Below are 26,426 nucleotides of genomic sequence, written 5' to 3' on the forward strand. Positions count from 1 at the left end.
CCCGCACCCGGAAGAAAACCCGTTCATGACCACCACCCTGTCCCCCTCCCCGGCCCGCCAGATCGTCCCGCCCGAGGACCGCTACGCGACCGAACTGGCCTTCCTCGCCGCCCATGACGCCGGACCCCGCCCGCCCGCCTGGCGGCTCACGCCCCGCGCGGTCGTCACCTTCGTCATGGGCAGCGCCGGCAGCGCCCTGAAGCTGCCCGACGACGCCGAGGTGCCCGACGGCGTGCCGCGCCGCCTGGTCATCGAGGACAAGTTCGTCGGCGACCGGGCCCTGGTCGAGCGGTGCGTGGTCACCCTTGCCGGGGAGCGCGGCCTGCTGCTCGTCGGCGAGCCCGGCACCGCCAAGTCGATGCTGTCGGAGCTGCTGTCGGCCGCCGTGTGCGGCACCAGCGGCCTGGTCGTGCAGGGCACCGCCGGCACCACCGAGGACCAGCTCAAGTACGGCTGGAACTACGCCCTGCTCCTGGCGCAGGGCCCCACCCGGCAGGCCCTCGTGCCCTCGCCCGTGCTCACCGCGATGTCCCGCGGCGCGGTCGCCCGCGTCGAGGAGGTCACCCGCTGCCTGCCCGAGGTGCAGGACGCCCTGGTGTCCCTGCTCTCCGAACGGCGGATCGCCGTCCCCGAACTCTCCGGCAGCGAGGACGCCCTGGCCCACGCGGCCCCCGGCTTCAACCTCATCGCCACCGCCAACCTCCGCGACAAGGGCGTCTCCGAGATGTCCGCCGCCCTCAAGCGCCGCTTCAACTTCGAGACGGTCGGCCCCATCGGGGACATCGAGGCGGAGACCGCACTGGTGCGCAGCCAGGCGCGGGCCTCCGTCGAGCGGGCCGGCGCGCCCTTCCAGGTCGACGACGCGGTCCTGGAGACCCTCGTCACCGCCTTCCGGGACCTGCGCGAGGGCCGGTCGGCGGAGGGCTGGGAGGTGGAGCGCCCCTCCACGGTGATGAGCACCGCCGAGGCCGTGTCCGTCGCCGGCGCGCTCGCCCTCGCGGCCGCCTACTTCCCGGGCGACCGCGATGTGCTCGGCCTGCTCCCCGGCCATCTGCTCGGCGTGGTCCGCAAGGACGACCCCACCGACGCCGCCCGGCTGCGCGGCTACTGGGACGGCCCCGTCCGGCGCCGCGCCGAGCAGGGCTCCGCCACCTGGCGCACCCTGTGGGACCTGCGTACGGTCCTGGAGGGCTGACGGCCGTGTCCCCCTCCCACAGGGCGGCCCCGGCGAGCGCGGCGCCCCTCCCGCCCGACGAGGCGCTCGCCCTCCTCACCGCCCCGGCCGCGCCCTACCTCATCGGCGTACGGCACCACGCGCCCTCCCTCGCCGCGGCCGTGCCCGCGCTGCTGGACGAGGCGGAACCGGAGGTGCTGCTCGTCGAACTGCCCGCCGAGATGCAGCAGTGGATGCCCTGGCTCGGCCACGAGGGGACGCGGGCCCCGGTCGCGCTCGCCGCCGCTCCCGCGGACGGGATCGGCGCCGGGCCGGCGTTCTACCCGTTCGCCGACTTCTCACCCGAACTGGCGGCCGTGCGCTGGGCCGCCGGACACGGGGTGCCGGTCGTCGCCTGCGACCTGCCGCTCGCCGACCGCGCCTGGGCCGGGGACCGGCGGGCCGCCGGCCCGGGCGCCGGCCGCCCCGGACTCGCCACCGCCGTGCGGTCCCGGCTCACGGGCCGCCCGGGCGACGACCTGTGGGACCGGCTCGTCGAGGCGACCGCCCCCGGCTCCCCGCCCGAGGCCCTGCGCCGGGCCGCCCTGCTCACCGGCTGGGCCCTGCGCGAGGACGCGGCCGCCGCGGGCGGCGTACCGGAGCTGGACCTGCGGCGCGAGCGCTGGATGCGGGCCCGGCTCGCCGAGGCCACCGCACGCGGCGAGCGGGCCGCCGTGCTGGTCGGCGCCTTCCACGCCCCGGCGCTGCTGGGTCCGCAGGCGGGGGAGACCGAGAACGGGACCGGGGACAAGGCCGGGGAGGAGTCCGCACCGGCCGCCGGTGGACGGCCCGGCTGGACCACGTCCCTGATCCCGTACACCTATGCCCTGCTGGACGAGCGGTCCGGCTACCCGGCGGGCATCCGGGACCCCGAGTGGCAGGACATGGTCCTGCGCGCGGCGGGGGACCCGGCGGCACTGGAGGAGGCGCTGGCCCGGGCCGCCGTCCGCGTCTGCGCCGAACTGCGCGACCTCGGCCACCCCTCGGGGCCCGCCGACGCACGCGAGATCACCCGGCTCGCCTCGGACCTCGCCCGGCTGCGCGGCCTGCCCGCGGCCGGGCGCGGCGAACTGGTCGAGGCCGTACAGACGGTGCTCGCGCAGGGCGAGCCCTACGGACGGGGCAGGGCGGTGGCGCGGGCGATGGAACGCGCCCTCGTCGGCACCCGCAGCGGACGCCCCGCGCCCCGCGCACCGCGCAGCGGCCTCGCCCCCGCGGTCGAAGCCGAGGTGGCACGGCTGGGCCTGCCCGGCCCCGACACCGCCGGCCCCGCCCGGGACCTGCGCCTCGACCCGCTCAGGTCCGACCTCGACCGGCGCCGCGACCTGCTGCTGCGCAGGCTTACGGTGTGCGGCGTCCCCTACGGCGAGGCCAAGGAGGTCGTCGGCGCGGGCGGCGCCGAGGCCCTCACCACCCGTTGGGAGGTGCGCTGGACCCCCGCCACGGCGGCCATGCTGACCGCGGCCGGCGTCCGGGGCGTCACTCCCGGGCAGGCCGCCGAAGGCGTCCTGCGGGAACGGCGGCGCCTGGAGCGCGACGAGGGCGGACCGACGGCCGCCCAGGCCGTCCAGGGGCTCGGACAGGCGGCGGAATGCGGCCTGCCCGGCCTGGCCGGCGAACGCCTCGGCGACGTCGCCGACGTCCTGCCGCAGGCGGGTACGCTGCCGGAACTCCTCGCCGCCCTGAACCTGCTGGACCGGCTGCGGGCCGGTCATGTCCCCGGGCTCGGCACCGACCCGGACCGTGAGCACCGGGCGGCCGCCGTCGCGGAACTGCTCACCGCGGCGGCGGTGCGCCAGGTGGACGGCCTGACCGGGTCCGAGGACCTGGCCGACGCCCATGCCCTGCTGGAACTCTCCCACCGTGCCGACCGCCTCGGCGGCCTCCGGCTCGCCGACAGCCTCGACCGGCTGGCGGCCGAGGGCTCGCCGCTGATGCGGGGCGCAGCCGGTGCCGTACGCGTCCTGCTCGGACAGGAGGACGCACGCGTCTTCGGCGACCGGGTGGCCTCCTGGGTCGACGGCGCCACCGACCCCGACTCCCGGGCCGCGCTCACCGCCCGGCTCGGCGGACTGCTCACCGCCGCGGGCCCCCTGCTGGAGGCGGCGGAGCCCGCGCTCGAACCGCTGCTCACCCGGGTGTCCGAGCTCCCCGACCGGGCGTTCCTCGACCGGCTGCCCGCGCTGCGCGGAGGTTTCGACACGCTGAGCCCCGCGGCGCGCGACCGGCTCTTCGCCGCCGTCGAGGAGCGGCTCGGGACCCCCCGCGTCGCCGATACGGACGGCATCGACCCGGCCTCCCTCGCCGCCTGGACCGGCGCCGACCTCGCGGCCCGCGAGCGGCTGCGGACCCTGGGACTCCTGCCGGCCGCCCGCCCTGCCCCGGACGGGGACACCTCCCGGCCGGCACCGGCGGTGCGTACCGGCATTGGCGGCCCGGACGCCGGCACCTCCCGCGCCCAGGACCGCCTTCTCGCGCCCGCCGACCGCTGGCGCCTCCTCCTCGGCCGCCGCACCGACGCCCTGCCGTCCTCCGCCGCGCCGCTCGCGACCGCGCTGGACGAGCTGTACGGCAGCGGACGCGGCGAGGGCAGCCGCGGCGGCCTGCCAGGGCCGGGCACCGGAGCCGGAGGGGGACGCGAGGCGCCGTACCCCGGTGTGCGGGAGTGGTCCGAGGACCTGGCCGCGCTCTTCGGCCCGGGCATCCGGGAGGAAGTGCTGGCTGCGGCCGCCGCGTCGGGCCGCAGCGACGTCCTCGCCGAACTGGACCCGGACAGCGCCCGCCCCTCGGTCGGCCTGCTGCGCACCGTGCTGCGGCACGCGGGCGGACTGCCCGAGGCCCGGCTGGCCGCACTGCGCCCGCTCGTCCGGCGCCTGGTCGACGAGCTGACCCGGCAACTGGCCACCCGGCTGCGCCCCGCCCTGCACGGCACGGCGCTGCCCCGCCCCAGCCGGCGCCCCGGCGGGGGCCTGGACCTGCCCCGCACCCTGCGCGCCAACCTGGCGACCGCGCGCCGCGGCCCGGACGGCACCGTCCAGGTGATCCCCGAGCACCCGGTCTTCCGCTCCCGGGGGCGCCGGGCCGCCGACTGGCGGCTGATCCTGGTCACGGACGTGTCGGGGTCCATGGAGGCGTCCACGGTGTGGGCCGCGCTGACCGCGTCGGTGCTGGCGGGGGTGCCCGCGCTGTCCACCCACTTCCTTGCCTTCTCCACGGAGGTCATCGACCTCACCGGGCACGTGGACGACCCGCTGTCGCTGCTGCTGGAGGTCAGCGTCGGCGGCGGCACCCACATCGCCGCGGGGCTGCGGCACGCGCGCGAGCTGGTCACCGTGCCGTCGCGCACCCTCGTCGTGGTCGTCAGCGACTTCGAGGAGGGCTATCCGGTCGGCGGTCTGCTCGCGGAGGTCCGTGCGCTGGTGTCGGCCGGCTGCCACGTCCTGGGCTGCGCGAGCCTCGACGACTCGGGCCGGCCGCGCTACTCCACCGGGATCGCCGGACAGCTCGTCGCGGCGGGCATGCCCGTCGCCGCCCTCAGCCCGCTCGAACTCGCCCGCTGGGTAGGGGAGAAGATCGCATGAGCCCGGACCTGCCTCCGGTCGTCCCGTCCGTCACCGCCGAACTCGTCGCGGCGCTCTCGCCCCGGCTGCGCAAGCGGCTGGACGCGGGTGTCACCAAGCTCCTGGCCCGGCCGGTCACCCGTGACGGTGACACGGTGCGGATCGCCGTCGACGACGCGACGGATCTCGTCCTGCGCGCTCCCGGCGGAGCGGTCACCGGCGCGGACGCGATCCACTGCGGATGCCTCCTGGCCCCCGACTGCCTGCACCGCGCGGCCGCGGCGTCGGCCGCCCCGGTCGCGGACGAAGCACCCCCCGAGACGCGGGAGGCCCGGGAAACCGCGTCGTCGGAGCGGCCGGGCGCGACGAGTGACGGCACAGCGGCCAGGACCGAGGCCGGGGCCGAGGTTGCCACGCCTGCCCAACACGCCGCCGCCCGGGAGGTGTTCGACGCGGCCGCCGCCGTCCTCGAAGCCGGTACGGACGGCGCCGGCGCCGTGCTCCAGGCACAACTGCTGCACGCGGCGCACACCGCACGCCTGGCCGGCCTGCCGAGGGCGTCCGCCGCTGCCGTCTCCGTGGTCACCGCCGTCAGGGCGGCCCGCACCGCGGACCCGGCGTACCGGCTCCCGGACCTCGCCGCCGCGCTCGCCGACGTGCTGGGCGTCGCCCACCGCCTCCCGCACGCCACCGGAGCGGACCTGGCCGCCCTGCGCGGAACGGTCCGGCAGCCCTACCGGCCCGACGGCTCCCTGCGCCTGTACGGGCTGTTCTCCGAGCCCGTCCTCACGGACACCGGCTACGCGGGCGCCGTCACCTGGACCGCCGACGCCGACGGACGCCTGTACACGGTGTCGGACGTGGCCCCGGGCGGCCCCGCCCGGGCGACCGGGGCCGCCGACCGGACCGTGCGCATCGGCGACACCGCCCTGACCCACCGTGAACTCTCGCGGGCCGGGCTGGCGGTGTCCGGCGCCACCGTCTCCCCGACGGGCCGCCTCGGCGCGGGCGCCGGGGTGCGGGCGGTCCGCGCCTCGGGTGCCGCCTGGCGCTCCGAGCCACTCGACCGGCTGTGGACCGTGCCCGCGGCCGAACAAGTGGCCCGGGCTCTCGGCGGCGGACAGGACCTGTTGTTCCTCGAGGTGACCCTCGTGGGCACGGTGCGGGAGACCACGGGCGACTGCCTGCTGGCCGACTGCGGGGGAGTGTCCCTGCGGCTGGCCGCCGCCCACGACGATCCCGCCCTGCCCTACCGTGACAACCTCCGCCTGCTGGCCGCCGCGGGCGGCAGCAGGCTGCGGATCGTCGCGCGCCTGGCGCCGGGACCGTATCCCCGCGCGCTGCTGCTCGCCGCGGAACACCCCACCGACTCCGGTGCCCGCGTGGACCTGGGCCTGGATCGCATGCAGCGCGCCGATCTGGCCGCCGGGGCGGTCGCGTCGCCGTCCGCGGCCGTCTCCGCCGGGGACGAGGCGCCGCTGCACGTACTGCGCCGCCGGGTCCACCAGACGGTGTCCGGCGGCCGCCGCGTCCTCTCCTTCAACGGTGACGCGCGGGGCGACGCCGCCCGGCTGCGCCGCCATGGCCTCGCCACGGCGGCCGACCTCCTCGACGATCTCCTCGCCGCGGCGGCGGACCGCTCCCGCGATCCCTTCGGCCGCCTGCTCCCCACCGACCCCGACCGCTTCGCCCGCTCCTGGCTCGCCGCTGCCGTCTACACCGACACGGTGGAACGCACCCTGTGCGCGCACGCGTGGAGCGCGCCCATGCCCGAGGCACCAGCCCTCCCCACAACCTGACCACGTCCGGGGCCCTCCACCGACCCTCTCCCGGGCCGAACTCCGGACCACCACCCACGCCGGGTGGAGCCCGCGTGGGGAGCGCCCTCGCCCGGACGCGCGCTGCGGCTGGGTCGAGGGCGGGGCGGCGTCCGCCGGGGAGGGCCCTCGGCCGCGCGCGGCGCACCGGCCGGGCGGCGAGCAGCATCGCCGGCCACGCCTGGGCGTCCCGGTGGGGCGCGTGGGATGCGTGCCGGGTTGCGGCCTGCGTCGCGAGCGGGCTCGGCGTGGCGTGGCGCGTTGTTGGGCCGGGGGTCGTCGGGGTGGCGTCCGCACGGGCGACCATGCGGCTCGCCTCCCGGCCCCTGCGCACCGCGCCCAGCCAAAGACACTCCCCACGCGCCGCGCACGGGGGCGCGGCCCGGCGTGAACGCTCTCCGCCGGGTGCGTACGGCCCGGCGGCAGCTGTCATGGATGCATGCCGGTCGCCGCGTCCGGCGGTGGTCGCGGGCCGTTCCGGAGGTGAGCCCTGAGCCCGGGTGGCCGCCCCGAGTCGGGTTCGGGGCTCAGGGCGGCCGGCCAGTCGGAGTACCGGGAGTGCGCCGTGTGCTAGGTCGGGGTCCCGGGCCGGGCGACCCGTAGGAGCGGCCAGTGCGCGAGGTCCCGTAGGAGTTGGCGGTCGTGGGTTGCGACGACCACCGCCGCGCTCGTCTCTTGGAGCGCGTCGGTCAGTTCGTCGACCAGCCGTGCCGAGAGATGGTTGGTCGGCTCGTCGAGCAGGAGCAGCGTGGGCCGGGACGACAGGGCCAGCGCCAGGTCGAGGCGCCGCCGCTGTCCCTGCGACATCCGTTCCACCGGCGTCCGCGCCGTCTCGGCGTCGAGCAGCCCGAGGGCAGCGAGCGGGACCGGCTCCGCGCCGTTGAGCCGCCCGACATGGCGCTCGTACACCTCGCGGGCGGTGAGTCCGGGCTCCAGCTCGGCCGTCTCCTGGGTCACCCGGACGACCCGTGCCCCGTCCGCCGTCCGTACCCAGCCGTCCGTGGGCCGGAGCGAGCCCGCCAGCACCGCGAGCAGCGTCGACTTTCCGGCGCCGTTCGGCCCGGTGACGAGCAGCCGGTCGCCGCCGTCGAGGCTGAGGTCGACCGGACCGGCCAGCCGCCCGGCCACGGCGACCCCGTGCGCCCGCACCTGCGGCGCGCCCGGCCGCACATGCGGCTTGGGCCACCGCAACGCCGGCGGCGGCTCCGGCACGTCGATGCGGTGGGCCCGCAGTGCCTCCTGCTGCCGGTTGAGGGCCTGCACGACACCGGGTGCGCGGGACTGGCGCTGGTGCTTGCCCGTTCCCTTGTCCGGCCGCCATCCGGTGGAGAGCCGCTCACGGGCCCGGGACACCGCGTCCCGCAGCCGCGCATGCTCGGTCTGCTGCTGTGCGTAGTCCTGCTCCCAGCGTTCGCGTTCCCGGCGCCGGGCCTCCTGCCAGGCGTCGTATCCGCCGGCGTAGAGGCGGGGTTTTCCGTCGCGGGAGGGGTCGAGGTCGAGGAACCGGTCCGCGATGTCGCGCAGCAGCGCCCGGTCGTGGCTGACGACGGCGAGCCCGCCGTCGTGCTCGCGCAGCCGGCCGGTGAGGAAGCCGAGTCCGGCCGCGTCGAGGTGATTGGTGGGCTCGTCGAGCAGCAGGACGTCGTGGTGGGCGCCGAGCAGGCACGCCAGGCGGACGCGGTAGCGCTGTCCGACCGACAGCGTCGACAACGGGCGCTCCCGGTCGGTGCACGCGCCGAGCGCCTCGAGGGCGACGTCGACCCGGCGTTCGGCGTCCCAGGCGTCCAGGCGGGTGGCCGCGTCCAGGGCGACGGCGTAGCGCTCGTCGGCGCCGGGAGCGCCCTCGGCGAGGGCGAGGGCCGCCTCGTCCAGTGCGTCGAGGGCCGTGAGCGAGGCGGCCAGCGCGGCGGACGTCAGCGTGCCGACGGTCTCACCGTCACGCGCTGACAGTTCCTGGCGGGCCAGCCCGATCGTGCCGGCCCGCCGCACCGTCCCCTCGTCGGGGGCGATCAGTCCGGCGAGGACGTGCAACAGGGTCGTCTTGCCCCGGCCGTTCTCGCCGACGACGGCGATCCGTGACCGGGCGGAGACGGTGACCGAGAGGTCGTCGAGGACGCGCCGGGACCCACGGGTCACCGTGACGCCCTCGGCGCGGACGTGTGCGTCATCGCCCGTGCCGACGGGCAGCGGGGAGACGTGGGGATGGGGATCGAGGTTCAACGGATGCTCCGCAGCTCGCAGTGGAGCCGGGCAGCACAGGAAAGCCGCCCGGCAGGAACCGGAACGGCGTGCGCGGATTCAGCAGAAGGGCGCCGCCGTCAGCGGGCGGCTCGGACCTTCTGCGACCAGATACCTCGTGCCATGCGGCCAGGTTAACAACACCGGCGCCCCGGCCTCACCTGGTTTTACGGCCCGCGGCCGAGCGGGCACGGGGACGGGCGACAGCATGACGGCCGACACAATGACGGCCGACACAATGACGTCATGATCCTCACCTCACGGATGTCCGCCGGCCTGAGAAGAGACGCGGTACGCGGGCGCCTCGCGGCGGGCGCCGCCGCGCTGGTCGTCACCGGCGCGGGACTGGCGCTCAGGTCGACGGCGGCCGGTGACGTGGCCGAGTACGGCGGGGACGCGCTGTACACGCTGCTCGTGCTCGCCCTCGTCCTGCTGGCGGCGCCGCGGACGGCCCGGCTGTGGGCCTGTGCCGTGGCGCTGGCGCTGAGCTGGGGAGTCGAGTTCCTGCAACTCACCGGGCTGCCGGCGGAACTCTCCCGGCGCAGCACGGCCGCCCGTTGGGTGCTCGGCTCCACCTTCGACGCGCCGGACCTGCTCTGGTACACCGTCGGCGCGGCCTGCGGCCGGCTTGTCCTGATGGTGCTCGAGGCGGCCCGCCGACGTGCCGCCTCGCTTGCCGTACCTATCGAATTTCGATAGCTTCCCATCGAGATTCGATCGAAGGTCTCGGCCTTCGGTGACCGCGAGGAGCACAGCCATGCCCGCAACACCCCCCACCACCCCCTGCCGCCCCGGGGCCACGGCCGCCACCGACGTGCTGGTGGTCGGGGCCGGGCTGGCCGGCCTGAACGTCGCCACGCTGCTCGCCCGGCAGGGCCACGACGTACTGCTCGTCGACCGGCGGACGACCCTGTCCGGGGCGATCCGCACCACGGGGATCTTCGTCCGGAAGACACTCGACGACTTCCCGCTGCCCGACGAGCACCTCGGACCCCCGATCCGGCGCGTGCTGCTCTATCCCCCCGCGCTGGACCGCCCCGTCACCCTGGTGAGCGACCGCGACGAGTACCGGGTGGGCGACATGGCACGCCTCTACGAGGCGGCGGCCGCCGTCGCGGTCGGCGCCGGTGTGCGGATGGCGCTGGGCACGCGGTACGCCGGCCGGCGGGACGGCGCGTTTCACCTGATCGGCCGAGACGGGCCGACCGCGGTCCGGGCCCGGTTCGTCGTCGGCGCCGACGGGGCCCGCTCCGGCGTCGCACGCGACCTCGGCCTCGACCGCAACCGCCATCTGCTGGTCGGCGCCGAAGAGGTCTTCGCGGTGCCCCCGAACGGCGAACCGCCCACCTTCCACTGCGTCCTCGACCCCTCCGTCGCGCCCGGATACCTGGCCTGGGTGGTCAACGACGGACAGCACGCCCACGTCGGCGTCGCCGGATACGCCGACCGCTTCCCGGACGGTCTGCGCCGGGCCGCGGAACGCTTCAGCGCCTCCGCGCCCGGACTGGCCGGCATCGACCGTCCCGAGGCCGTGGAGCGACGCGGGGGCCCGATACCCGTCGGCGGCGTGCTGCGCCGCATCGCCTGCGCCGACGGCCTGCTCGTGGGGGACGCCGCCGGAGCCGTCTCCCCCCTCACCGCCGGCGGCCTCGACCCCTGCCTGCGGCTGTCCGAACTGGCCGCCTCCGTCCTCGACGACGCACTGCGCTCCGGGACGCCGGAGCCCCTGGCGCACTACAGCGGAGCCGGTCTGCGGGCGAGTTTCCGGGGACGGCTCTCGCTGCGCCGTGCGCTGGCCCGCGTACGGACACCGGCGGCGACGACAGCGGCGTTCACTCTGCTGCGCACACCGCCGGGCCGGGCCGTGGCCGGCCGGATCCTCTTCGGCGACCGGTCCTTTCCCGACCGGCCCGCCCCGCGTGCCGTCGCCGTCCGGCACTGACACCACGGGAGTGGCCCGGTATGCGCGTGGGTGCCACCCGTAGCAGGCTGGGACCATGTCCGCCGACCAGCCGCCCCTCGTCGTGATCTACCCGCCCGGTGAGGACGGCGGCCGCCGGGTCCGCGCGGGCGCGCGGTTCCTGGGGATGGCGTACGGGCTCCTGGACGTCGTGGAATTCCTGCGCCTGGCCGGGCTGGACGAGGTCGACGACGACTGGATGCGCCGGTCCACCCTGGTCGAGTGGCGCGGCGGCGGACCGGACGTGTGGACGGCCCACAGCTGACCGGCGACCAGCCCCGGCTGTCAGTGCCGTCCGGCACGATGGGGCACATGGGTGAACTGGTCGAACGGGTCGACGAGCACGACGAGGTCGTCTCCGTCGTCCGCAGGAGCGACGCCATCAGCCGGAGGTGGCTGCACCGCATCGCGACGGTCGTGTGCCGCGACGCCGCCGGTCGGTTCCTCGTGCACCGCCGTCCGCATGACGCCGAACGATTCCCCGGCGGGTTCAACTGGATGCTCGGCGGTGCCGCGGAGGCCGGTGAGTCCTACGAGGAGGCCGCGGCGCGCGAGTTGGCGGAGGAACTCGGAGTCCGGGCCCGCCCGGAGTTCGTGTTCAACTTCAGGTGCGCCGGTGTGATCAGCCCCTACTGGCTCGGACTGCACGAGGCCGTCGTCACCGTGCCCATCAGGCCCGACCCGGAGGAGATCGCCTGGCACGACTGGCTGACGGAGCCCGAACTCCGGGAGCTGGTCCGGCACGAGGCGTTCGTCCCCGACGCCCGCGAGGCGTTCGAGCGGTACCGCGCCCTCGGGTGAGCGTTCGCGCGCAGGGGGCGGGGCGGGTCACCATGGCAGGGAGTGGGGGCGGGCCGTCTCGTCGTTCCGGAGGACGCACACGGTGTACATCCTGCTGCCCGTCCTGTTCGCGCTGGGTGCCGCGTTCAGCAACGCTCTCGCGACCGTTCTCCAGCGCAAGGCCGCCCTGAGCGTGCCGCGCTCCGACAAGCTGCGGGCCGGGCTGATGCTCGATCTGCTCCGGCGCCCCGTCTGGCTCCTGGGCATCGCCGCCGTCATCGCCGCGGCGGTCTGCCAGGCCGTGGCCCTCGCCACGGGACCGCTGACGGTCGTTCAGCCGCTCTTCGTGCTGGAGCTGCCGCTCGCCCTGGTCATCGCCTCGGTCCTGCTCCGGGGCCGGCTGTCCGCCGCGGGCTGGGCGGCGGTCTGCGCGGTGGTGGGAGGGCTCGCCGTTGCCCTGGTCGCCGCATCGCCCACCGGGAACCGCACGCACGTACCGATGGACCACTGGATCCCGGCACTCGCCGTGTGCACCGCAGCGATCGCCGGTCTCGTGCTCGCCGCCCTGCGCAGACCCGAGGGCCGGGCACGCGCCGCGTGCTTCGGACTGGCCACCGCGGTCTCGTACGCGGTGACGGCGGCGCTGATGAAGACGTCGATGCACACGCTCGACGACGGCGGCATCACCGCGTTCTTCTCCACCTGGCAGACCTACGGCTTCGCCGTGTTCGGCGCGTGCGCGCTGTTCTTCCTGGAGAACGCGATGCAGTCCGGCCCCCTCGTCGCCTCACAGCCGGCCATCACCCTCGGTGACGCGAGCGTGAGCCTGGCCCTCGGCATCACGGTCTACGCCGAGTACGTGCGCGGAGGCTGGTGGCTCCTGCTGCAACTGCTGGGCGTCGCGCTGATCGTCTCCGGTGTGCTCGCCCTCTCGAAGGCACCGCTCGCCCGGTCCCTGGCCGGTGAGGAGGCCGACGCCCCCGCCGAGGCCCCGTGAGACCGCCCGCGCCACTGTGTAACGTCCGGCCGTATGGACCCACTGCCTCACCCCCACCCCGCACCGGGCGCCCGACGCCGGGCCCGTGACCTCGGCATCGTCATCGGAGACATCCCGGCCGGACCGCTCGGCGCGATCACCGATGTACCGGGCGTGTGCGTGGGGCACACCAGCGTCCGCGAGCACCCGGATGTGCACAGCGGGGTCACCGCCGTCGTGCCCGACACCGTGGGGCCCGCCACGCCCCTGCCCGCGGGCGTGTTCACCGGCAACGGCTACGGCAAAATCATCGGGACGACCCAGCTCACCGAACTCGGCGCGCTGGAGACGCCCGTGCTGCTGACCTCCACGCTGTCGGCGTTCCGCGTCGCCGACGCCCTCGTCGGCTGGATGCTCGAGCGCCCCGGCTGCGAGGAGACCCTGAGTCTCAACCCCGTCGTGGGGGAGTGCAACGACGGGTTCCTGTCCGACATCCGCTCCCGGCCGGTCCGCGAGGAGCACGTCAGGGCCGCCCTCGACGGGGCGTCCGGCGGACCGGTGACCGAGGGCTGCGTGGGCGCCGGATGCGGCACCGTCGCCCTGGGCTACAAGGCCGGCATCGGCACGGCTTCGCGCGTCCCCGGTCTCGGGGACCGGCGCCACACCGTGGGCGTGCTGGTCCAGGCGAACTTCGGCGGAACCCTGCGGGTGCTCGGCCGTACGGTCACCCCGGGGTCACCGGGGCGGGCGCCCGTCGCGGACACGGGATCCTGCATGATCGTGGTGGCCACGGACGCACCGCTCGACGCCCGTCAGCTGACCCGCATCGCGCGGCGGGCGGTGTTCGCCCTCGCGCGCACGGGCGCGTCCTACAGCCACGGCAGCGGCGACTACGCCATCGCCTTCAGCACCCGCCCGGCCGCCGGCCCCACCGTGGCCGACGCCGCACTGGGTCCGCTGTTCGAAGCGGTCCTCGACGGGGTGGAGGAGGCGGTCCTCAACTCCCTGCTCGCCGCGACAACGACCACGGGCCACCGCGGCAGAACCGCCGAGGCCCTCCCGACAGACCTGCTCCTCACCACCCTGGCCACACCTCCGGTGGACCGGAGGTAAGAGGCCACTCCCCGCGGGCGCCGGCGCAACCGGGACCGGGACCGGGACCGGTGAACTTCACGGGCCCGCCGGTCGCTCGGACCCCGTGCGCCCGGCGAGCTCGCGGAGCCACCGGGCCCTGTCGGCCGCGTGAACCCACGGGCTCGCCGGCGGCGGGGGTACCCACGGGCCCGCTGCCCGTGCGGACCCCGGCCGGTCGCGCGGACACCGGGTCCGTCCGCCGCCAGGACGCCCCGCCCCTCATGGCCGCGCCCCCTCACCCCCGCCGCCCCCACGCCATCGCCATCCCCGGCCCCAGTTCGGCGAGGTGCGGTGAGGACAGGTAGGTCAGGGCCTCGTCCACCACGTCGGCGTCGACCAGGCCCGTCGCCTCCAGTTGCGGTCTCATGCGGCTCCAGGTCTCGGACCAGACGAGGGCGGCCGGGCCGCCGGGCACCAGCGGCGGGCAGAAGACCTCCGCGGCGACATCCCGCAGGCCCTCCTCCCTGAGGAAGCGCGGATAGGAGGGCACGGCCGCGATGTCCGTGCCGATCGTCGCCCTGAGCGCCCGCCACATGGCGTCCATGGTGCGCCGGTAGGGGGAGGACGGGCCGAGGACGTCCGGCAGTTCCACCGCGTCGCCGAGCACCAATAGCCCGCCGGGGTTCAGCCGGCCCGCCAGCCGTGAGACGAGCCGCCGGCGGTCCGGCAGATGCATCAGAACGAACCGGGCGCGTGGATCAGATCGAACGTGCCGGGCAGCGGACGCCCGTCGGTGAGATCCGCCGTGAGCACCCGCAGCCGCCGGTCGTCGAGCGGTGCGAGCGCCTCGGTGTCCCGGTCCACGGCGACCACCTCGTCGACGTCCGCCGTCTCCAGCAGCCACCGCACGATCGTTCCCGTCCCGGCGCCCACCTCCAGACAGCGCAGGCCCGGCCCGGCCCCCAGTGCCCGCAGACGACGCGTCGTGAACGGGTCGTACACGAGCGCCGCCGCGTCGATCCGTTCGGCCTCGCGCGGGTGCTCCGGTGCGAACAGGCTCTCCCCGTACCCGCCGCCGGCCGGCACCTCGCCCCGAGGGTGGGCACCGGTCACGGCCGCGCGCCGCCCCCCGCCTCGGCCTTGCTCCAGAAGGCGTCGGCACGGGCGTTGAACACGTCGGGGATCTCCTGGAAGAACTGATGCGCCTCCTCGGGCAGCACTTCGAACTCCGCGCCGGGAATCCGCTTTGCGACCACGCGGCCGACGCGCGGCGGGGTGGGGAGATCGGCTCCGCCGGCCAGGACGAGCGTCGGCACGGCGATGCGCGGGAGCCGGTCGAAGGTGTCGTGCCCGGTGAACGCCGACAGCTGACGCCGGAACGCCTCGGCGGACTGGGGGTGGGGGAAGGCCAGCGCCTCGTCGATGAACCGATCGACGGTCCCGTCCTCGTGCGCACGCGCCGTGTAGACCCACAGGTAGAACGCCTCCAGCATGGCGCGCTCGTTCGGGGCCCGCTCGATCATCCAGTCCCAGAACTCCGCCATCCGGCGGAAGTAGGCGTCGGTGCGGGCACAGGTGCTCACCAGGATGAGGCTGCGGACGAGTCCGGGATGCCGCAGGGCGAGCTCCTGGGAGATGAAGCTGCCTCCCGAGAAGCCGACGACATGGGCGGCCGGGACCGTCAGCGCGCGCAGCACCGCGGCGGCGTCGTCGGCCATCCCGGCCACCGTGAGAGGTCCGTCCGGCAGAGGTGTGCGTCCGACTCCCCGGTTGTCGAAGGCGGTGAGCCGGCGACGGTCCGAGAGCCCGTCGAGCTGTGCCTCCCATGCCTCCGCGGGATCACCGAGCCCGGAGACGAACAGGACGTCCGGTCCCTCACCCCGGCGCTCGACCCAGAACCGCGTGCCGCCGGCGTCGATCATCTCGCCCATGGTCCGGCCTCCTGAACGCGTGCGGAACCAAACAGGAGCCTTCCTGCCCACCGTCTCACAACGGGCCCGGGGCGGCGCGTGGACGGCCGGTCCCACGGCGGCGGTCCGCCCCGCACTACTGTCGGCACATGAGCGAAGACTCCCGGCGTTCCGTCGTCGTCGAGCGCACCGCCTCCGGTCAGTACGTCGCCACCAACGCGCGTGGCGGCACGCTCCGCTTCGGCACCGCCTCCGGCGCCGGCGACAGCACCGAATTCACCCCGGTCGAACTGCTGCTCGCCGCGATCGGCGGCTGCACGGCGGCGGACGTCGACGTGGCCACCGGCCGGCACGCCGAGCCCGCGCGGTTCTCGGTCTCGGTGACCGGAGACAAGATCAGCGACGAGCTGGGCAACCGCATGACCGACCTCGTGGTGACCTTCGACGTCGCCTTCGAGGACGGGGACGGCGCGGACCGGGCCCGCGCGATCCTGCCCCGCGCGGTGCGGGCCTCGCACGACCGCCTCTGCACGGTCAGCCGCACGATCGAGACCGGCACGCCCGTCACCGCGGTGATCAAGGACGCCTGACGGGCCGCACCGCTCACCGTCGGCGCCGGAAGCCCGGAACACCGCCCGGAGCCCAGGGCCCTCCCCGGAGACCCGGTCCACCCTCTTGTCTTTCTGTCATGTCACCGACATTCTCGAGCGGGGGCGGTCTACTCGCATAGACCCGCGCCCGGCACAGAGGCACAGACCCGCTCCACGGCTCCACCTGGCAGTCCGACCCGACCACTCGACCCAGGAGGATCGATCCACGTGAGACCTCGTCACCCCCGCCGGCACGGCCTCGGCGCCCTCGCCGCATGCCTCATCACACTCACCGCCGGCCACACCCTCGCCGCACCCCCCGCCACGGCCGCCCCGGCGCCCCCCGCCACCGCCGACGCCGTCCTCGCCGCCGAGGACACCGCCGCGCGAGCGCTGGCCGCCTCCCTCACCGACCCCGCCTGGCGTGCCACCGTGCGCAGCGCGGCGCTCACCTCCGACGAGGTGACCGTCACCGACCTGGCGCGGAAGGCCGGCAGCCCCCTCACGCCCGCCCTGTCCGCCGCCGACCGCCGCATAGCCGCCGCCAAGGGCCTGGACCCCGGTGCCGGCCCGCTGCTCCGGCTGCGCCTCGGGGACGCCTCCATGCGCGCGGCACTCTCCGCGGGAGCCACGCCCTGGGTCGCCGTGGCGACGTCCGACGACGACGTCATGAGCGTCACCGCCTACGACCCCCGGGGCCGGGCGCACACGCTCGACGCGCACACGGCGCCCGACCGCCCCGTGTACGTCCTCGACATCGACGGGTCCCGGGCGCTGACCGCCGGGCTGGACGTACTGAACCGGGAACTCGCGGGGTACGGCCTGCACTCCGCCGCACCGCGCCCCGGCACGGCCTCCGACCGCCGGGCGCGGACCCCGGCGGCCGCCGAGGGCTTCTGGACCACGCGCATCTCCGAGGTCCGCCTCTCGGACGACGAGGAACCCTGGATCAAGGGCGACGCCGAGATCTACACTCTGGTCACCGGCTTCGGCCACGACGGCAAGGTGAGGGTCGACCCCGTCGACATGCCGTACCTGGACGAGGACGGAACCGTCTACCGGCCCCAGCAGATCCTGGTCGACTGGTCCCACTACAAGTACGACCTGGCCGACGCGGTCATGATGGAGGAGGACGGCAGCACCAACTACCGGGACCTCGCCAAGGCGATCGCCGCCGTGCTGCTCACGATCACCGACCAGGGCGCCTACATCCCCTTGGTGAACGCCGTCCTGGACGCCGTCCCCGACGACTGGTGGACCGACGACCCGGACTACGTCGACTCCTGGTACACCCTCGCCCGGGACTTCACCGGCACCCGTTACGGCGCCCGCGGAAACGGGTGGATGACCGTGGAGCCGTACTTCGTCCGGGAGTTGTGACCCGCTCGCTCACTCGACGCCGCTGGGTGTGGGCGACGGCGTACGCCCGGCGAGCACCTCCTGGAGCCGCTGCGTCCCCTGTTCCACCGCCGCCGTGGTGGTGTCGTGGTCGGCGCCCTCGAGTCCGCCGTTGGTGACCGTGATGGCGCTCGTCCCGACCCGCACGGCGGCGACGTCCAGGCTCAGCGTCACGGGGTTGCCGTCGCTCGTGCCCTTGACCGTCACCGTCAGCCCCTGGCGGTCATCGCCGCTGTCCGGCAGCGACAGGTCGATGACCTGGACGGTGCGGTCGCCGTCGTCACCGCCGGTCAGGGTGAACTGGTCGCAGGTGTCCGGCAGCGAGTGCAGCCACTTCATGGAGTCGTCGAGACCGGCCTGGTCGTACGCGGCGACCTGGTAGAGCAGCCGCGCGTCACCCTCCTGGAACCCGGTGAGCGCCGACGCCCCGGACGGGCGGCCCAGCAGGGTCTCGTCGTACAGCGCGTCGACGAGACCCTGGCAGTCGCCGGCGTCGCTCCTGCCCTCGAGGAACGCGGCCACGTCCACGTTCCCCACCAGCAGGGAGTTCCGCCACTCCTGCGGGTTGTCGACCTGGGTCCAGTCGCCCTCGATGTCCGCCGGGGTGATCAGCGCGTAGCGTGCGCCGGTCTCGCTGAGGTCCGTGCCGGGTGACGGGGAGGCGGGCGTCGACTCGGGCGACGTGGTCTGCGCGGCGAGACCCCGCTCGGCCACCGTGGCGGAGACCTCCGACGCGGACGGTGCGCTGTCGTCCGAGCCGGAACAGGCCGCCGTGGCGAGCAGCGTCCCGGCGGCCAGCGCGGCGGCCAGGACGCGAAGCGAACGGACGTACGGGCGAGGGGTGGTCACAAGTGCCTCCTGAGGACGGGACGGCCGCCCGGTGCCGGCTGCCCCGGGCGTTTTCCCCCGTCCCCCACCGCACCATCGCTCCGCCCGGGTGACCAGCGCAGCGGAGGCATACAGGTGAGGCGCTCTTCCAGGCGTTTCCGTATGAGTCCTGATACATTCCGTTTGTTGCCTTGTGTCCTGGAAGGAACGCAGCCACGTCCCCCACCGGCAACGGGCCGCACGATCCCGCGGCGGCCAAGCGTCACCCGCACCTGTTCCGTGCCCTCCGGCGCCGCCAGAACCTGCGGCTGCGCCGGTCCGACATCACGGTGACGGATGAACGGGCGGTCAAGCGCGCGGTCAAGGCCGCCTCGCTCGGCAATGCCATGGAGTGGTTCGACTTCGGCATCTACGCCTATCTCGCCGGCACCATCGGCCGCGTCTTCTTCCTCTCCGGGAGCGAGACCGCGCAACTGCTGTCCTCCTTCGCCACCTTCGCCGTCGCCTTCCTCGTGCGCCCGCTCGGCGGCATGGTCTTCGGGCCGATGGGGGACAAGATCGGCCGCAAGAAGGTGCTCGCGCTGACCATGATCCTCATGGCGATCGGCACCGCCGCGATCGGCATGCTGCCGACCTACGCGGCCGTGGGCTTCTGGTCCCCGCTGCTGCTGATCGCCTTCCGGCTGCTCCAGGGCTTCTCCACCGGCGGCGAGTACGGCGGCGCCTCCACCTTCATCGCGGAGTACGCCCCCGACCGCCGGCGCGGCTACTTCGGCAGCTTCCTGGAACTGGGCACGCTCGCGGGCTACACCGACCCGCACCGTTCCCGCGGCCGAACGGCACCGGGCCGAAACGTTCTGGACCGCCGACCGGATGCGCGGCGCCGCACCCCTCGACCTCGAACTGAGCCCGACGGCCGCCGCCACCCTGAAGGCACCCGCGCCGTCCGACGCGGGCGGGACGACCGTCGTGCCCGGCGCCGCACCCACCGCCTTCCCCGAGCCCGGCGGGCCCTGGACCGGCGACGGAGCCGTGGTGTCCACCTCGGGCAAGGTGTTCTTCACCTTCCAGGGACGCACCGCCTCCTGCTCCGGCAACGCCGTCACCAGCCAGAACGCCAGCACCGTCATCACGGCCGGGCACTGCGTGAAGTACCAGGGAAGCTGGCACACCAACTGGGTCTTCGTGCCCGCGTACGACAACGGCGAGGCCCCGTACGGCCAGTGGAGCGCCACCAGCACGCTGACCACCCCGCAGTGGGAGGCGAGCGAGGACATCAACTACGACGTCGGGGCGGCGGTCGTGGCACCCCTGGACGGACAGCGGCTCACCTCGGTCGTCGGCGCGCAGGGCCTGGAGTTCAACGGCGGCTACAACAAGCGGATGTACGCCTTCGGCTTTCCCGCCGCCGACCCGTACGACGGCTCCGAGCTCATCCACTGCAGCGGCAACAGCTCGAGGGACTTCCTCTTCTCGCAGGACCACAGCCTCGGCTGCGACATGACGGGAGGCTCCAGCGGAGGCCCCTGGTTCACCGGCTTCGACGAGACGACGGGCACCGGCCTCCAGGTCTCGGTGAACAGCTTCGGCTACACGTTCCTGCCGAACAGGATGTTCGGGCCCTACTTCGGCAACGAGGCGAAGGCCCTGTACGACCGGGCCCAGACCTCCTAGTGCCGCGGCAGGCAACGTTTGCCCGTCAAGGAGCGGCGTCCGGTGCGTGCTCTCGGCGTGCCGGCCGGAAGTCCTCGTACTGGACGTACTTGGGCTTTCGGCCGGTGCGGCGAGAGTGCGTGCCGGGCGTCGCGACGGGGCGAACGTTGCCTGTCGGGGCACTAGAACCCGCTGTCCGCGTCCCGCCGGCCGGCGCTTCGCGCGCCGGCCGGCGGGCGCGCCCTCTTGCGTCTCCGGCAGCCCGGCCGGCCATCGCCTCGCGCATCGCGGGAGCCGGCCGACCGGCCGCCACCGGCCCGCCTGGCGTGGGCACATGAGCCACCCCACCACGCACGACACGCCCCACCACCGGCACAAGCCCGGCCGCGACCAGGGCGACCAGGCGGAGATCCTCGACCTGGACGCGGACGTACTCGCCGGCCACACCGCGTCCATCACCGCCTGGCTCCCTCTGGAGGCCGCCCCTCGTCACATCGTCGACCTGGGCAGCGGGACCGGAGCCGGCACCCTCGCCCTGCTCGAACGCTTCCCCGAGGCCGAGGTCACCGCCGTCGACTCCTCGGACGCCCATCTGCGCCGGCTCCGGCAGAACGCGGCCGCGGCCGGGGTGGCGGACCGGGTGCGCCCGGTGCGGGCGGACGTCGACGCGGCGCGCCGGCCCGCCCTCGGCGCACCGGAGCTCGTCTGGGCATCGGCCTCCCTGCACCACATGGCCGACCCCGGCGCCGCGCTGCGCAAGGTGCGCGAGATGCTCGCCCCCGGCCGACTGTTCGCCGTCGTCGAACTGGCCGGTTTCCCCCGTTTCCTGCCGGCGGACGCCCCGGAGACCGCCCCGGGTCTCGAGGAGCGCTGCCACGCCGCGCTCGGCCACCACCATGCCGCGCACGTGCCGCACCGGGGAGCCGACTGGGGGAGCATGCCGGCCGCGGCCGGCATCACCATCGGGGGCGAACGCACCCTCTCCGTCAGCGTCGGCCCGTCCCGCACCGACGCCGTGGGCCGCTATGCCCTCAGCAGTCTGCGCCGTCTCCGGGCCGGTGCCGCCTCCGCACTGACCGCCGAGGACCTCACCGCCCTGGACCGGCTGCTCGACCCCGACGGCCCGCACAGCATCCTGCGCCGCGGCGACCCGGCCGCTCGGACCGAGCGCACGGTCTGGGCGGCCCGCCGTAGCCACCGGGCCCGGTAGTACGCTGAAACCTCACGTCCATGTGAGAGACCGGTCGTGTGCCACGGGGCACGGAAGGGACGTCATGCGCATCGGGGAGCTCGCCGCACGCACGGGGGTCAGCGTCCGGTCGCTGCGCTACTACGAGGAACAGGGACTGCTCACCAGCACCCGCAGCGCCGGCGGACAGCGGCACTACACGGAGCACGAGGTGGAACGGGTCCGGTTCATCCAGCGCATGTACGCCGGTGGTCTGTCCAGCCGGACCATCCTCGACCTGCTGCCGTGTGTCGACGCACCCAGCGAGGAACACTCCGACGTCGCCATGGAGCGGATGGCCGAGGAGCGCGAACGGCTCTCCGCGCACATCGACGAACTCATCCGCACCAGGGAGACGCTCGACGCCCTGATGGCCGCGGGCCGTGCCTTCCGGGAGACCCTGGACCCGAAGGTGGCCTGCTGACCGGCCATGCGCCGTGCGGCCGCCTCCCCTTGCGGGCTCAGAGGCCGCTGACCTTGCCGCTCGCCGAGATCTCGTAGACGAGAGTGACCGTGCGCCGGGCGCCCGGGGACAGCGGGAGGTTCCAGCGGACGATGCCGTCGGCGTCGACCGCGTCGGGCACAGGCGAGCACGCCTCCCGGCGCAGCCGGACCTCCACCGCCGACACCTCGGAGACCGGGATGCGCTCCCGGAGCACGATCACCCGTTCGTCCCGCTCGCCGGGGGCCGAGAAGCGGGAGACGTGCAGCCGCACCGTGCGGGTGAGGACGGTGCGCTGGGTGATCCCGGTGGTCTCGCGGGTCTCCTCGGTGTGCCGCAGCACCCGGTGGTCGTTGCGGCTGCCGAAGGCGAGGTCCACGGGCGCGCCGGGCGCGGTGAAGTCCAGTGTGCCGCGGCCGGTGAACCCGCTGCCGCCGATCAGGTCGACGGGTCCGGCCAGCAGGGCGTGCCCCGACCCGTTGTCGAACCGCACCACCTGGTCGACCAGCGGTGACAGTTCGGGCGAGCAGGCGTACTCGGTCCGTGCGGACGAGGTGAACGAGGAGAGCGGCACCCGGTGGGCGCGTCCGTCCGCCGGTACGGAGACCGGCGCGGGGGCGTGCAGGACCCGCACCTCGCCGCCGTCGTCCACTCCCGGCAGCCCCGGCACGGGGGCGGGGCCGAGCTCCGCGACCTCCTCCTCGCGCAGGTCCACGTGCACGGTACGGCGCTCGGCGGGGGAGCGGTCCGTCAGCGTCAGCCAATCCTCACCCAGCCGGGGCGGCTCCGTGGCCGCGGCCGAACGGGCGGTCGACAGCGTCAGCCGTACGTCCGACCAGTCCTCGCCGGTGCGCTGCCACACGATGGCGTCCGTGTCCAGGGTGAGCTTCGGCCCGTCGAGCACGGCCCGATAGGCAGGGCGCCACAGGGCGCACGGGGTGAGGTGGCCCAGGCGCAGCTCGGTCCGCCCCGCGGCCTCGGCGTGCACGGTCAGCTCGACGTGGCCGGTCAGCTCCGCGGGCTCACGCTCGGTCAGGCCCCATGCCTGCTGGGCCTCGGAGAGTTCGACGGCGATGCGGGCCAGCCTCGCCTCGACGGCCCGCAGTTCCTCCCCGTAGACGTCGCGTTCGCCGTCCACCCGGTCCAGCTCCCGCGTCCAGCGGTCGCTCTCCGCTTCGCCGTGGCCGGCGCCCTCGGAGATCTCCCGCAGCAGATCGGCGGCCAGCCGGGCGAGCAGATCGAGCCGGGCGGCCAGCCGGTCCCGCTGCTGCTCCAGCTCCGACCGCTCCCCTTCGAGCGCCGTCACCCGGCGGCGCAGCGCGGAGTCGTCGTCGCCGGGCCCCGGCTCGCGAGGCGTCCAGGCGCGCACGATCCGCACGTCGAGGACGGTCGCCGCGGGGCCGCCGGACAGTGCGGCGTGCAGGGTGCGGTCGACGGCCAGGGCGGTGACCGGCCCCAGGCGCAGCCGCTGGGTACCGGCCGCCAGTTCGAGCACGGCGGTCCGTTCGATGTGCGCGCGGTCCTCCGTACAGGTGACGGCGGTGACGGGCAGGGGGATCAGGGCGGCCGGCTCCGGCGACGGGGACGACATGGATGACGTGGGCGACGTGGACATGACTGTGTCAGCTCCTGCGGTTGCCGCCCGTGAGGGCCTTGCCGGCGGGGATGCGGATTTCGTAGCCGCCGTCCAGTGCGACGGTGCCACCGGCGGGCAGCTCGACCCGCCACAGACGGGTGCCCGGAGCGTGGTGCTCGGGGCTCTCGTCGTCCTCGGGCGCCACCCAGTCACCCCGTTCCTCGATGCGGACGTCCGCCTCCGAGGTGACGGGCACGCGCTCGCGCACCTCGACGGAGACCGGCAGGGGGAGCCGGTTGGCCAGCTCCACGTGCACACGGTGGTCGAGCACGGTGACGTTGTTGCGCAGACCGGCGGTCGACTCGTGCAGGTTGGTCCGGCGGGTGACCCCGATCGCCTCGGCCGGTCCGAGGCCCATCCGGCACACCCCGCCCGGGGCGAGCGTCGGCAGGGCGGCGGTCAGCAGGAAGTCCCCGTCGACGGTGACCTCCACCGGACCGGCCAGCAGGGCCTGGTCGGTCGCGTTCGAGAGCACCAGGGTCGCGTAGACGGTCTGCTCCACGGAGGGTACGCAGACGTACGAGGTGCGCAGACCCACCGGCACCTCACCGATGGCGACGCTGTGCCACGTGCCGTCCGAGGGGATGTCGGCGCGCGCGGCGGCGTCGTAGCGGTGGTCGAAGGAACCCGCCGACTCGCGCGGGCGCTCGGTGCGCCCCGGGAGCGGCAGCGCGGCCACCGTCTCGGCGCGCCGCCGGTACTCGGCGGTCACCGGGTCGAATCCGGTACCGGGGAACAGCCGCCCCCTGCGGCTCTCGGGGTCGTCCGGGCCGCACAGGACGAGTGCGCTGTAGTCGAGCTCCGCGGCGTCCGGCTGCGGCGGCCCCGGCACGGGCGCCGGTGGTGCGGCGAGGGGTGGGGCGGCGGACATCGCTGGCGGCGGGGCCGCTCCCGGAGCCGCGGGAGCCAGGGCGGGAGCCAGGGCGGGGGCCGGGGCGGGGGCCGGGGCGGGCCCCGCGCCGGTGCGCGGCCTGGCGCCGGGGCGGGGCCTGGACCGCGTCACGGTGCCGGCGGCGGCGCTGCCGAACCCTTGCGTGAGCCCCTCCGCGTCACCCGGACCCCCCGGGCCGCCGTAGCCTCCCGGTGCGGGCGGAGGCGCGGCGCCGACCATCGCGGCCCCGGCTGTCGAGTCGGCGGCGGTCGCGCCGGGCCGCGGGCCGGCGGCGTCGTACCCGGCGAAGAGACCGGCCAGGCCCGCCGGGGGCTCCCGCCAGCCCGGAGCGGAGGGCGTCGGCTGACTGCGTCCGATGCGCACGGAGCGCAGCCGGGGCAGGCCGGTGCGACGGCGCAGATCGGCGGTGGCCAGCGCGATGCGCACCCCGGTCCAGTCCTCGCCGGTGCGCTGAGCGACCGACGCCCGCAGCGACAGGCGCCCGACGTCCTCGCCCTGACGGTGGGTGAGACGGTAGGTCGGCACCCACACGGCGCCGGGCACGCCGTACTCCACCTCCACCTCGGTCTCCGCCTCACCGGCGCCGTCGAGCGTCAGGACCGCACAGAACGAGGTGGCCACATGCGCCGACGGCGCGTCGGAGCCGGCACGGGAGAGCCGGTCCAACGCGACGGACAGGTCGTGCTCGGCCCGGCGCAGTTCCTCCTCCAGCGCGCGCAGCCCGCTGTGCAGCGCGGTCAGCCGGTCGTCGACGAAGGCGGAGAGGTTCAGCCACGCGTCGACCGGGGTACGGCGATGCGGGTCGTCCTTCCTGCGGGCGGGCGGCACCGGACGCAGCGCGCCGATCTCCTCGATCAGGGTCAGCTGCCGGTCCCGGCGGCCCTGCGCGGCAGCCCGGGCGTCGCGCAGGCGTTCCACCTCGCGCAGCAACTCGCCCGCCCGGTCCGCGTCCTGGGGTTCGGCCTCGACTTCGACCCGCGCCTCTGTGACGCGCGTCCCCGAGGCGTCGACGACGCGGGCCCGCAACGAGTCCGGGTCCAGCGAGCGGGGCAGTCCTGTCACCCGCACCCGTCCGCCCGCCGGCACCGGGCCCCGGGCCAGCCGTCGGCAGAGCGCGCCCTGCGCGTACACCACCACCGAATCGAGAACCGACGTCCACTCAGGAGCCGCCCCAGCCGTCATGTACCCCCCACTCCAGCCGCGCCCGTGCCGAGGGCAGCTTACGCCGCGCGCCACCGGGCCTCGTAGTAGCCTCTCCGGCGGACGACGAGGCGGTGGGCGCACATGAGGACAGCGGTGGTGGGAGCCGGCGGGGTCGGCGGCTACTTCGGGGCGCGGCTGGCCGCGGCCGGCCACGAGGTCACGTTCGTGGCCCGGGGCCGCCACCTGGAGGCCGCGCGCAGCGAGGGCCTGCTCGTCCGCAGCCCGCTGGGCGACGTCCGCACCTCACCCGACGCCTTCGTCGACAGCGTCGCCCGGCTCGGTCCCGTGGACCTGGTCGTCGTCGCGGTGAAGCTCTGGGACACGGAGGACGTGGCAGGACAGCTGGCCTCCTCGAACGCGGGGAAGGCGCCGGTGCTCTCGCTGCAGAACGGCGTGGACAAGGACCCCGTCCTGCGCCGTCATCTGCCCGAGGAATCCGTCCTCGGCGGAGCCTGCTTCATCTCCGCCTTCATCGAGGAACCCGGTGTCGTCCGGCACAACGGCACCCTGCAGAGAATGGTCTTCGGCGCACGTCACCCGAGCCAGGAACCGGTGGTCGCCGACCTGCTGGCCGCCTGCCGCGACGCGGGCATCGACGCGGAGACCAGCGACGGGATCGACAAGGTGATCTGGGAGAAGTTCGTCTTCCTCGTCGGTCTGTCCGCCACCACGGCGGCCGTCCGCCGGCCCATCGGAGTCGTCCGCTCCAACGAGCGTTCCCGGGCGCTGCTGCGCGAGATCATGGAGGAGACCGTGGCCGTCGCGCAGGCGTCCGGGGTCCCCGTGGACGACGCGTTCGCCGAGAGCCGGCTGGCCTTCTGCGACACGCTGCCCGCGGACATGACCTCCTCCATGCACAACGACCTGGAGAACGGCAACCGTCTCGAGCTGCCCTGGCTCAGCGGGGCAGTGGCCGACCTGGCCGCCCGGCTGGGCGTCCCCGCCCCGCGCAACCGGACGGTGGCCGACATCCTCGCCCCGTACGTGCTCGGAACACCGTCAGAGGCATGACGCGGCGGTGCACTCGT

21 protein-coding genes and 2 pseudogenes are annotated in these 26,426 nt (G+C 75.0%); 16 read left to right on the plus strand and 7 right to left on the minus strand.

Translation table 11 applies throughout. The features are described 5' to 3' along the window. Positions 1–25 precede the first annotated feature (25 nt). Genes AC5L3C_RS36380 through AC5L3C_RS36390 form a run of 3 tightly spaced genes read left to right on the plus strand, consistent with a single transcriptional unit; the run spans position 26 to position 6,572 of the window. The gene (locus AC5L3C_RS36380; protein WP_493653393.1) at positions 26–1,195 is read left to right on the plus strand and encodes an ATP-binding protein; all 1,170 of its coding nucleotides are present in this window, start codon (positions 26–28) and stop codon (positions 1,193–1,195) included. Between the two features lie 5 nt (positions 1,196–1,200). After that, complete coding sequence (locus AC5L3C_RS36385; RefSeq protein ID WP_493653395.1) at positions 1,201–4,794, plus strand: DUF5682 family protein; 3,594 nt, start codon at positions 1,201–1,203, stop codon at positions 4,792–4,794. Then, positions 4,791–6,572, plus strand: a complete 1,782-nt coding sequence (locus AC5L3C_RS36390; RefSeq protein ID WP_493653397.1) for a hypothetical protein — start codon at positions 4,791–4,793, stop codon at positions 6,570–6,572. The genes AC5L3C_RS36385 and AC5L3C_RS36390 overlap by 4 nt, the downstream gene beginning before the upstream one ends. 588 nt (positions 6,573–7,160) lie before the next feature. Here the strand turns inward: AC5L3C_RS36390 and AC5L3C_RS36395 are convergent. Next, complete coding sequence (locus tag AC5L3C_RS36395; RefSeq protein ID WP_493653398.1) at positions 7,161–8,810, minus strand: ABC-F family ATP-binding cassette domain-containing protein; 1,650 nt, start codon at positions 8,808–8,810, stop codon at positions 7,161–7,163. A gap of 264 nt (positions 8,811–9,074) precedes the next feature. On the opposite strand from AC5L3C_RS36395, the gene AC5L3C_RS36400 reads away from it, so the two are divergent. The 6 genes from AC5L3C_RS36400 to AC5L3C_RS36425 all read left to right on the plus strand — a co-directional run bounded on the left by AC5L3C_RS36400 (position 9,075) and on the right by AC5L3C_RS36425 (position 13,657). Beyond that, positions 9,075–9,527: a ribosomal maturation YjgA family protein gene (locus AC5L3C_RS36400; RefSeq protein WP_493653399.1), complete on the plus strand. Its 453-nt coding sequence runs from the start codon at positions 9,075–9,077 to the stop codon at positions 9,525–9,527. 58 nt (positions 9,528–9,585) lie between these two features. Next, positions 9,586–10,770: an FAD-dependent oxidoreductase gene (locus AC5L3C_RS36405; protein ID WP_493653400.1), complete on the plus strand. Its 1,185-nt coding sequence runs from the start codon at positions 9,586–9,588 to the stop codon at positions 10,768–10,770. 55 nt (positions 10,771–10,825) lie between these two features. Next, positions 10,826–11,053: a hypothetical protein gene (locus AC5L3C_RS36410; RefSeq protein WP_493653402.1), complete on the plus strand. Its 228-nt coding sequence runs from the start codon at positions 10,826–10,828 to the stop codon at positions 11,051–11,053. A gap of 47 nt (positions 11,054–11,100) precedes the next feature. Further along, positions 11,101–11,589: an NUDIX hydrolase gene (locus AC5L3C_RS36415; RefSeq protein WP_493653404.1), complete on the plus strand. Its 489-nt coding sequence runs from the start codon at positions 11,101–11,103 to the stop codon at positions 11,587–11,589. A gap of 82 nt (positions 11,590–11,671) precedes the next feature. Continuing rightward, the gene (locus AC5L3C_RS36420; protein WP_493653405.1) at positions 11,672–12,565 is read left to right on the plus strand and encodes a DMT family transporter; all 894 of its coding nucleotides are present in this window, start codon (positions 11,672–11,674) and stop codon (positions 12,563–12,565) included. A 33-nt stretch (positions 12,566–12,598) separates the two neighbouring features. Continuing rightward, complete coding sequence (locus AC5L3C_RS36425) at positions 12,599–13,657, plus strand: P1 family peptidase (RefSeq protein ID WP_493653406.1); 1,059 nt, start codon at positions 12,599–12,601, stop codon at positions 13,655–13,657. Between the two features lie 256 nt (positions 13,658–13,913). Here the strand turns inward: AC5L3C_RS36425 and AC5L3C_RS36430 are convergent, their stop codons facing one another. The 3 genes from AC5L3C_RS36430 to AC5L3C_RS36440 are packed head-to-tail and all read right to left on the minus strand — an operon-like array spanning position 13,914 to position 15,549. Then, positions 13,914–14,354 (minus strand): hypothetical protein, encoded by a 441-nt coding sequence (locus AC5L3C_RS36430; protein ID WP_493653407.1) that lies wholly within the window; start codon positions 14,352–14,354, stop codon positions 13,914–13,916. Then, complete coding sequence (locus AC5L3C_RS36435; protein WP_493653408.1) at positions 14,354–14,731, minus strand: class I SAM-dependent methyltransferase; 378 nt, start codon at positions 14,729–14,731, stop codon at positions 14,354–14,356. The genes AC5L3C_RS36430 and AC5L3C_RS36435 overlap by 1 nt, the downstream gene beginning before the upstream one ends. Beyond that, positions 14,728–15,549, minus strand: a complete 822-nt coding sequence (locus tag AC5L3C_RS36440; RefSeq protein ID WP_493653410.1) for an alpha/beta fold hydrolase — start codon at positions 15,547–15,549, stop codon at positions 14,728–14,730. Before AC5L3C_RS36440 ends, AC5L3C_RS36435 begins: the two co-directional genes overlap by 4 nt. 128 nt (positions 15,550–15,677) lie before the next feature. Between AC5L3C_RS36440 and AC5L3C_RS36445 the strand changes: the two genes are divergently transcribed. Beyond that, positions 15,678–16,118 (plus strand): OsmC family protein, encoded by a 441-nt coding sequence (locus tag AC5L3C_RS36445; RefSeq protein WP_493653411.1) that lies wholly within the window; start codon positions 15,678–15,680, stop codon positions 16,116–16,118. Positions 16,119–16,346: 228 nt separating this feature from the next. Continuing rightward, complete coding sequence (locus tag AC5L3C_RS36450; protein WP_493653413.1) at positions 16,347–17,498, plus strand: DUF3103 family protein; 1,152 nt, start codon at positions 16,347–16,349, stop codon at positions 17,496–17,498. Between the two features lie 9 nt (positions 17,499–17,507). Here the strand turns inward: AC5L3C_RS36450 and AC5L3C_RS36455 are convergent, their stop codons facing one another. Continuing rightward, on the minus strand, positions 17,508–18,365 hold the full coding sequence (locus AC5L3C_RS36455) for a hypothetical protein (RefSeq protein ID WP_493653414.1): 858 nt from the start codon (positions 18,363–18,365) through the stop codon (positions 17,508–17,510). A gap of 170 nt (positions 18,366–18,535) precedes the next feature. On the opposite strand from AC5L3C_RS36455, the pseudogene AC5L3C_RS36460 reads away from it, so the two are divergent. From AC5L3C_RS36460 to AC5L3C_RS36475, 4 genes and pseudogenes are all read left to right on the plus strand, one after another. Further along, positions 18,536–19,156: pseudogene (locus AC5L3C_RS36460) on the plus strand (MFS transporter); the annotation flags it as partial. Next, positions 19,053–20,018: pseudogene (locus tag AC5L3C_RS36465) on the plus strand (trypsin-like serine peptidase); the annotation flags it as partial. The pseudogenes AC5L3C_RS36460 and AC5L3C_RS36465, both read left to right, overlap by 104 nt. 313 nt (positions 20,019–20,331) lie before the next feature. Further along, positions 20,332–21,207: a class I SAM-dependent methyltransferase gene (locus tag AC5L3C_RS36470; protein WP_493653415.1), complete on the plus strand. Its 876-nt coding sequence runs from the start codon at positions 20,332–20,334 to the stop codon at positions 21,205–21,207. A 64-nt stretch (positions 21,208–21,271) separates the two neighbouring features. Then, positions 21,272–21,649 carry a MerR family transcriptional regulator gene (locus tag AC5L3C_RS36475; protein ID WP_493653417.1) on the plus strand — a complete coding sequence of 126 codons (378 nt, stop codon included), beginning with the start codon at positions 21,272–21,274 and terminating at the stop codon, positions 21,647–21,649. A gap of 37 nt (positions 21,650–21,686) precedes the next feature. On the opposite strand, the gene AC5L3C_RS36480 is transcribed toward AC5L3C_RS36475, so the two are convergent. Continuing rightward, entirely contained in the window at positions 21,687–23,282 is a 1,596-nt protein-coding gene (locus AC5L3C_RS36480; RefSeq protein ID WP_493653419.1) for a mucoidy inhibitor MuiA family protein, read from the minus strand. Positions 23,283–23,289: 7 nt separating this feature from the next. After that, complete coding sequence (locus tag AC5L3C_RS36485; protein ID WP_493653420.1) at positions 23,290–25,377, minus strand: DUF4139 domain-containing protein; 2,088 nt, start codon at positions 25,375–25,377, stop codon at positions 23,290–23,292. 102 nt (positions 25,378–25,479) lie between these two features. Between AC5L3C_RS36485 and AC5L3C_RS36490 the strand changes: the two genes are divergently transcribed. Next, positions 25,480–26,409 carry a ketopantoate reductase family protein gene (locus AC5L3C_RS36490; RefSeq protein ID WP_493653421.1) on the plus strand — a complete coding sequence of 310 codons (930 nt, stop codon included), beginning with the start codon at positions 25,480–25,482 and terminating at the stop codon, positions 26,407–26,409. Positions 26,410–26,426: the final 17 nt, after the last annotated feature.

The sequence above is a fragment of the Streptomyces speibonae genome (assembly GCF_984686075.1).

Excerpts from the sequence above, each read along its gene's own strand:
- AC5L3C_RS36410 (WP_493653402.1), top strand. The coding sequence starts at position 10,826 with ATGTCCGCCGACCAGCCGCCCCTCGTCGTGATCTACCCGCCCGGTGAG.
- AC5L3C_RS36470 (WP_493653415.1), top strand. The coding sequence starts at position 20,332 with ATGAGCCACCCCACCACGCACGACACGCCCCACCACCGGCACAAGCCC.
- AC5L3C_RS36440 (WP_493653410.1), bottom strand. The coding sequence starts at position 15,549 with ATGGGCGAGATGATCGACGCCGGCGGCACGCGGTTCTGGGTCGAGCGC.
- AC5L3C_RS36415 (WP_493653404.1), top strand. The coding sequence starts at position 11,101 with ATGGGTGAACTGGTCGAACGGGTCGACGAGCACGACGAGGTCGTCTCC.
- AC5L3C_RS36475 (WP_493653417.1), top strand. The coding sequence starts at position 21,272 with ATGCGCATCGGGGAGCTCGCCGCACGCACGGGGGTCAGCGTCCGGTCG.
- AC5L3C_RS36390 (WP_493653397.1), top strand. The coding sequence starts at position 4,791 with ATGAGCCCGGACCTGCCTCCGGTCGTCCCGTCCGTCACCGCCGAACTC.
- AC5L3C_RS36445 (WP_493653411.1), top strand. The coding sequence starts at position 15,678 with ATGAGCGAAGACTCCCGGCGTTCCGTCGTCGTCGAGCGCACCGCCTCC.
- AC5L3C_RS36485 (WP_493653420.1), bottom strand. The coding sequence starts at position 25,377 with ATGACGGCTGGGGCGGCTCCTGAGTGGACGTCGGTTCTCGATTCGGTG.
- AC5L3C_RS36430 (WP_493653407.1), bottom strand. The coding sequence starts at position 14,354 with ATGCATCTGCCGGACCGCCGGCGGCTCGTCTCACGGCTGGCGGGCCGG.
- AC5L3C_RS36405 (WP_493653400.1), top strand. The coding sequence starts at position 9,586 with ATGCCCGCAACACCCCCCACCACCCCCTGCCGCCCCGGGGCCACGGCC.
- AC5L3C_RS36380 (WP_493653393.1), top strand. The coding sequence starts at position 26 with ATGACCACCACCCTGTCCCCCTCCCCGGCCCGCCAGATCGTCCCGCCC.
- AC5L3C_RS36425 (WP_493653406.1), top strand. The coding sequence starts at position 12,599 with ATGGACCCACTGCCTCACCCCCACCCCGCACCGGGCGCCCGACGCCGG.
- AC5L3C_RS36480 (WP_493653419.1), bottom strand. The coding sequence starts at position 23,282 with ATGTCCACGTCGCCCACGTCATCCATGTCGTCCCCGTCGCCGGAGCCG.
- AC5L3C_RS36400 (WP_493653399.1), top strand. The coding sequence starts at position 9,075 with ATGATCCTCACCTCACGGATGTCCGCCGGCCTGAGAAGAGACGCGGTA.
- AC5L3C_RS36490 (WP_493653421.1), top strand. The coding sequence starts at position 25,480 with ATGAGGACAGCGGTGGTGGGAGCCGGCGGGGTCGGCGGCTACTTCGGG.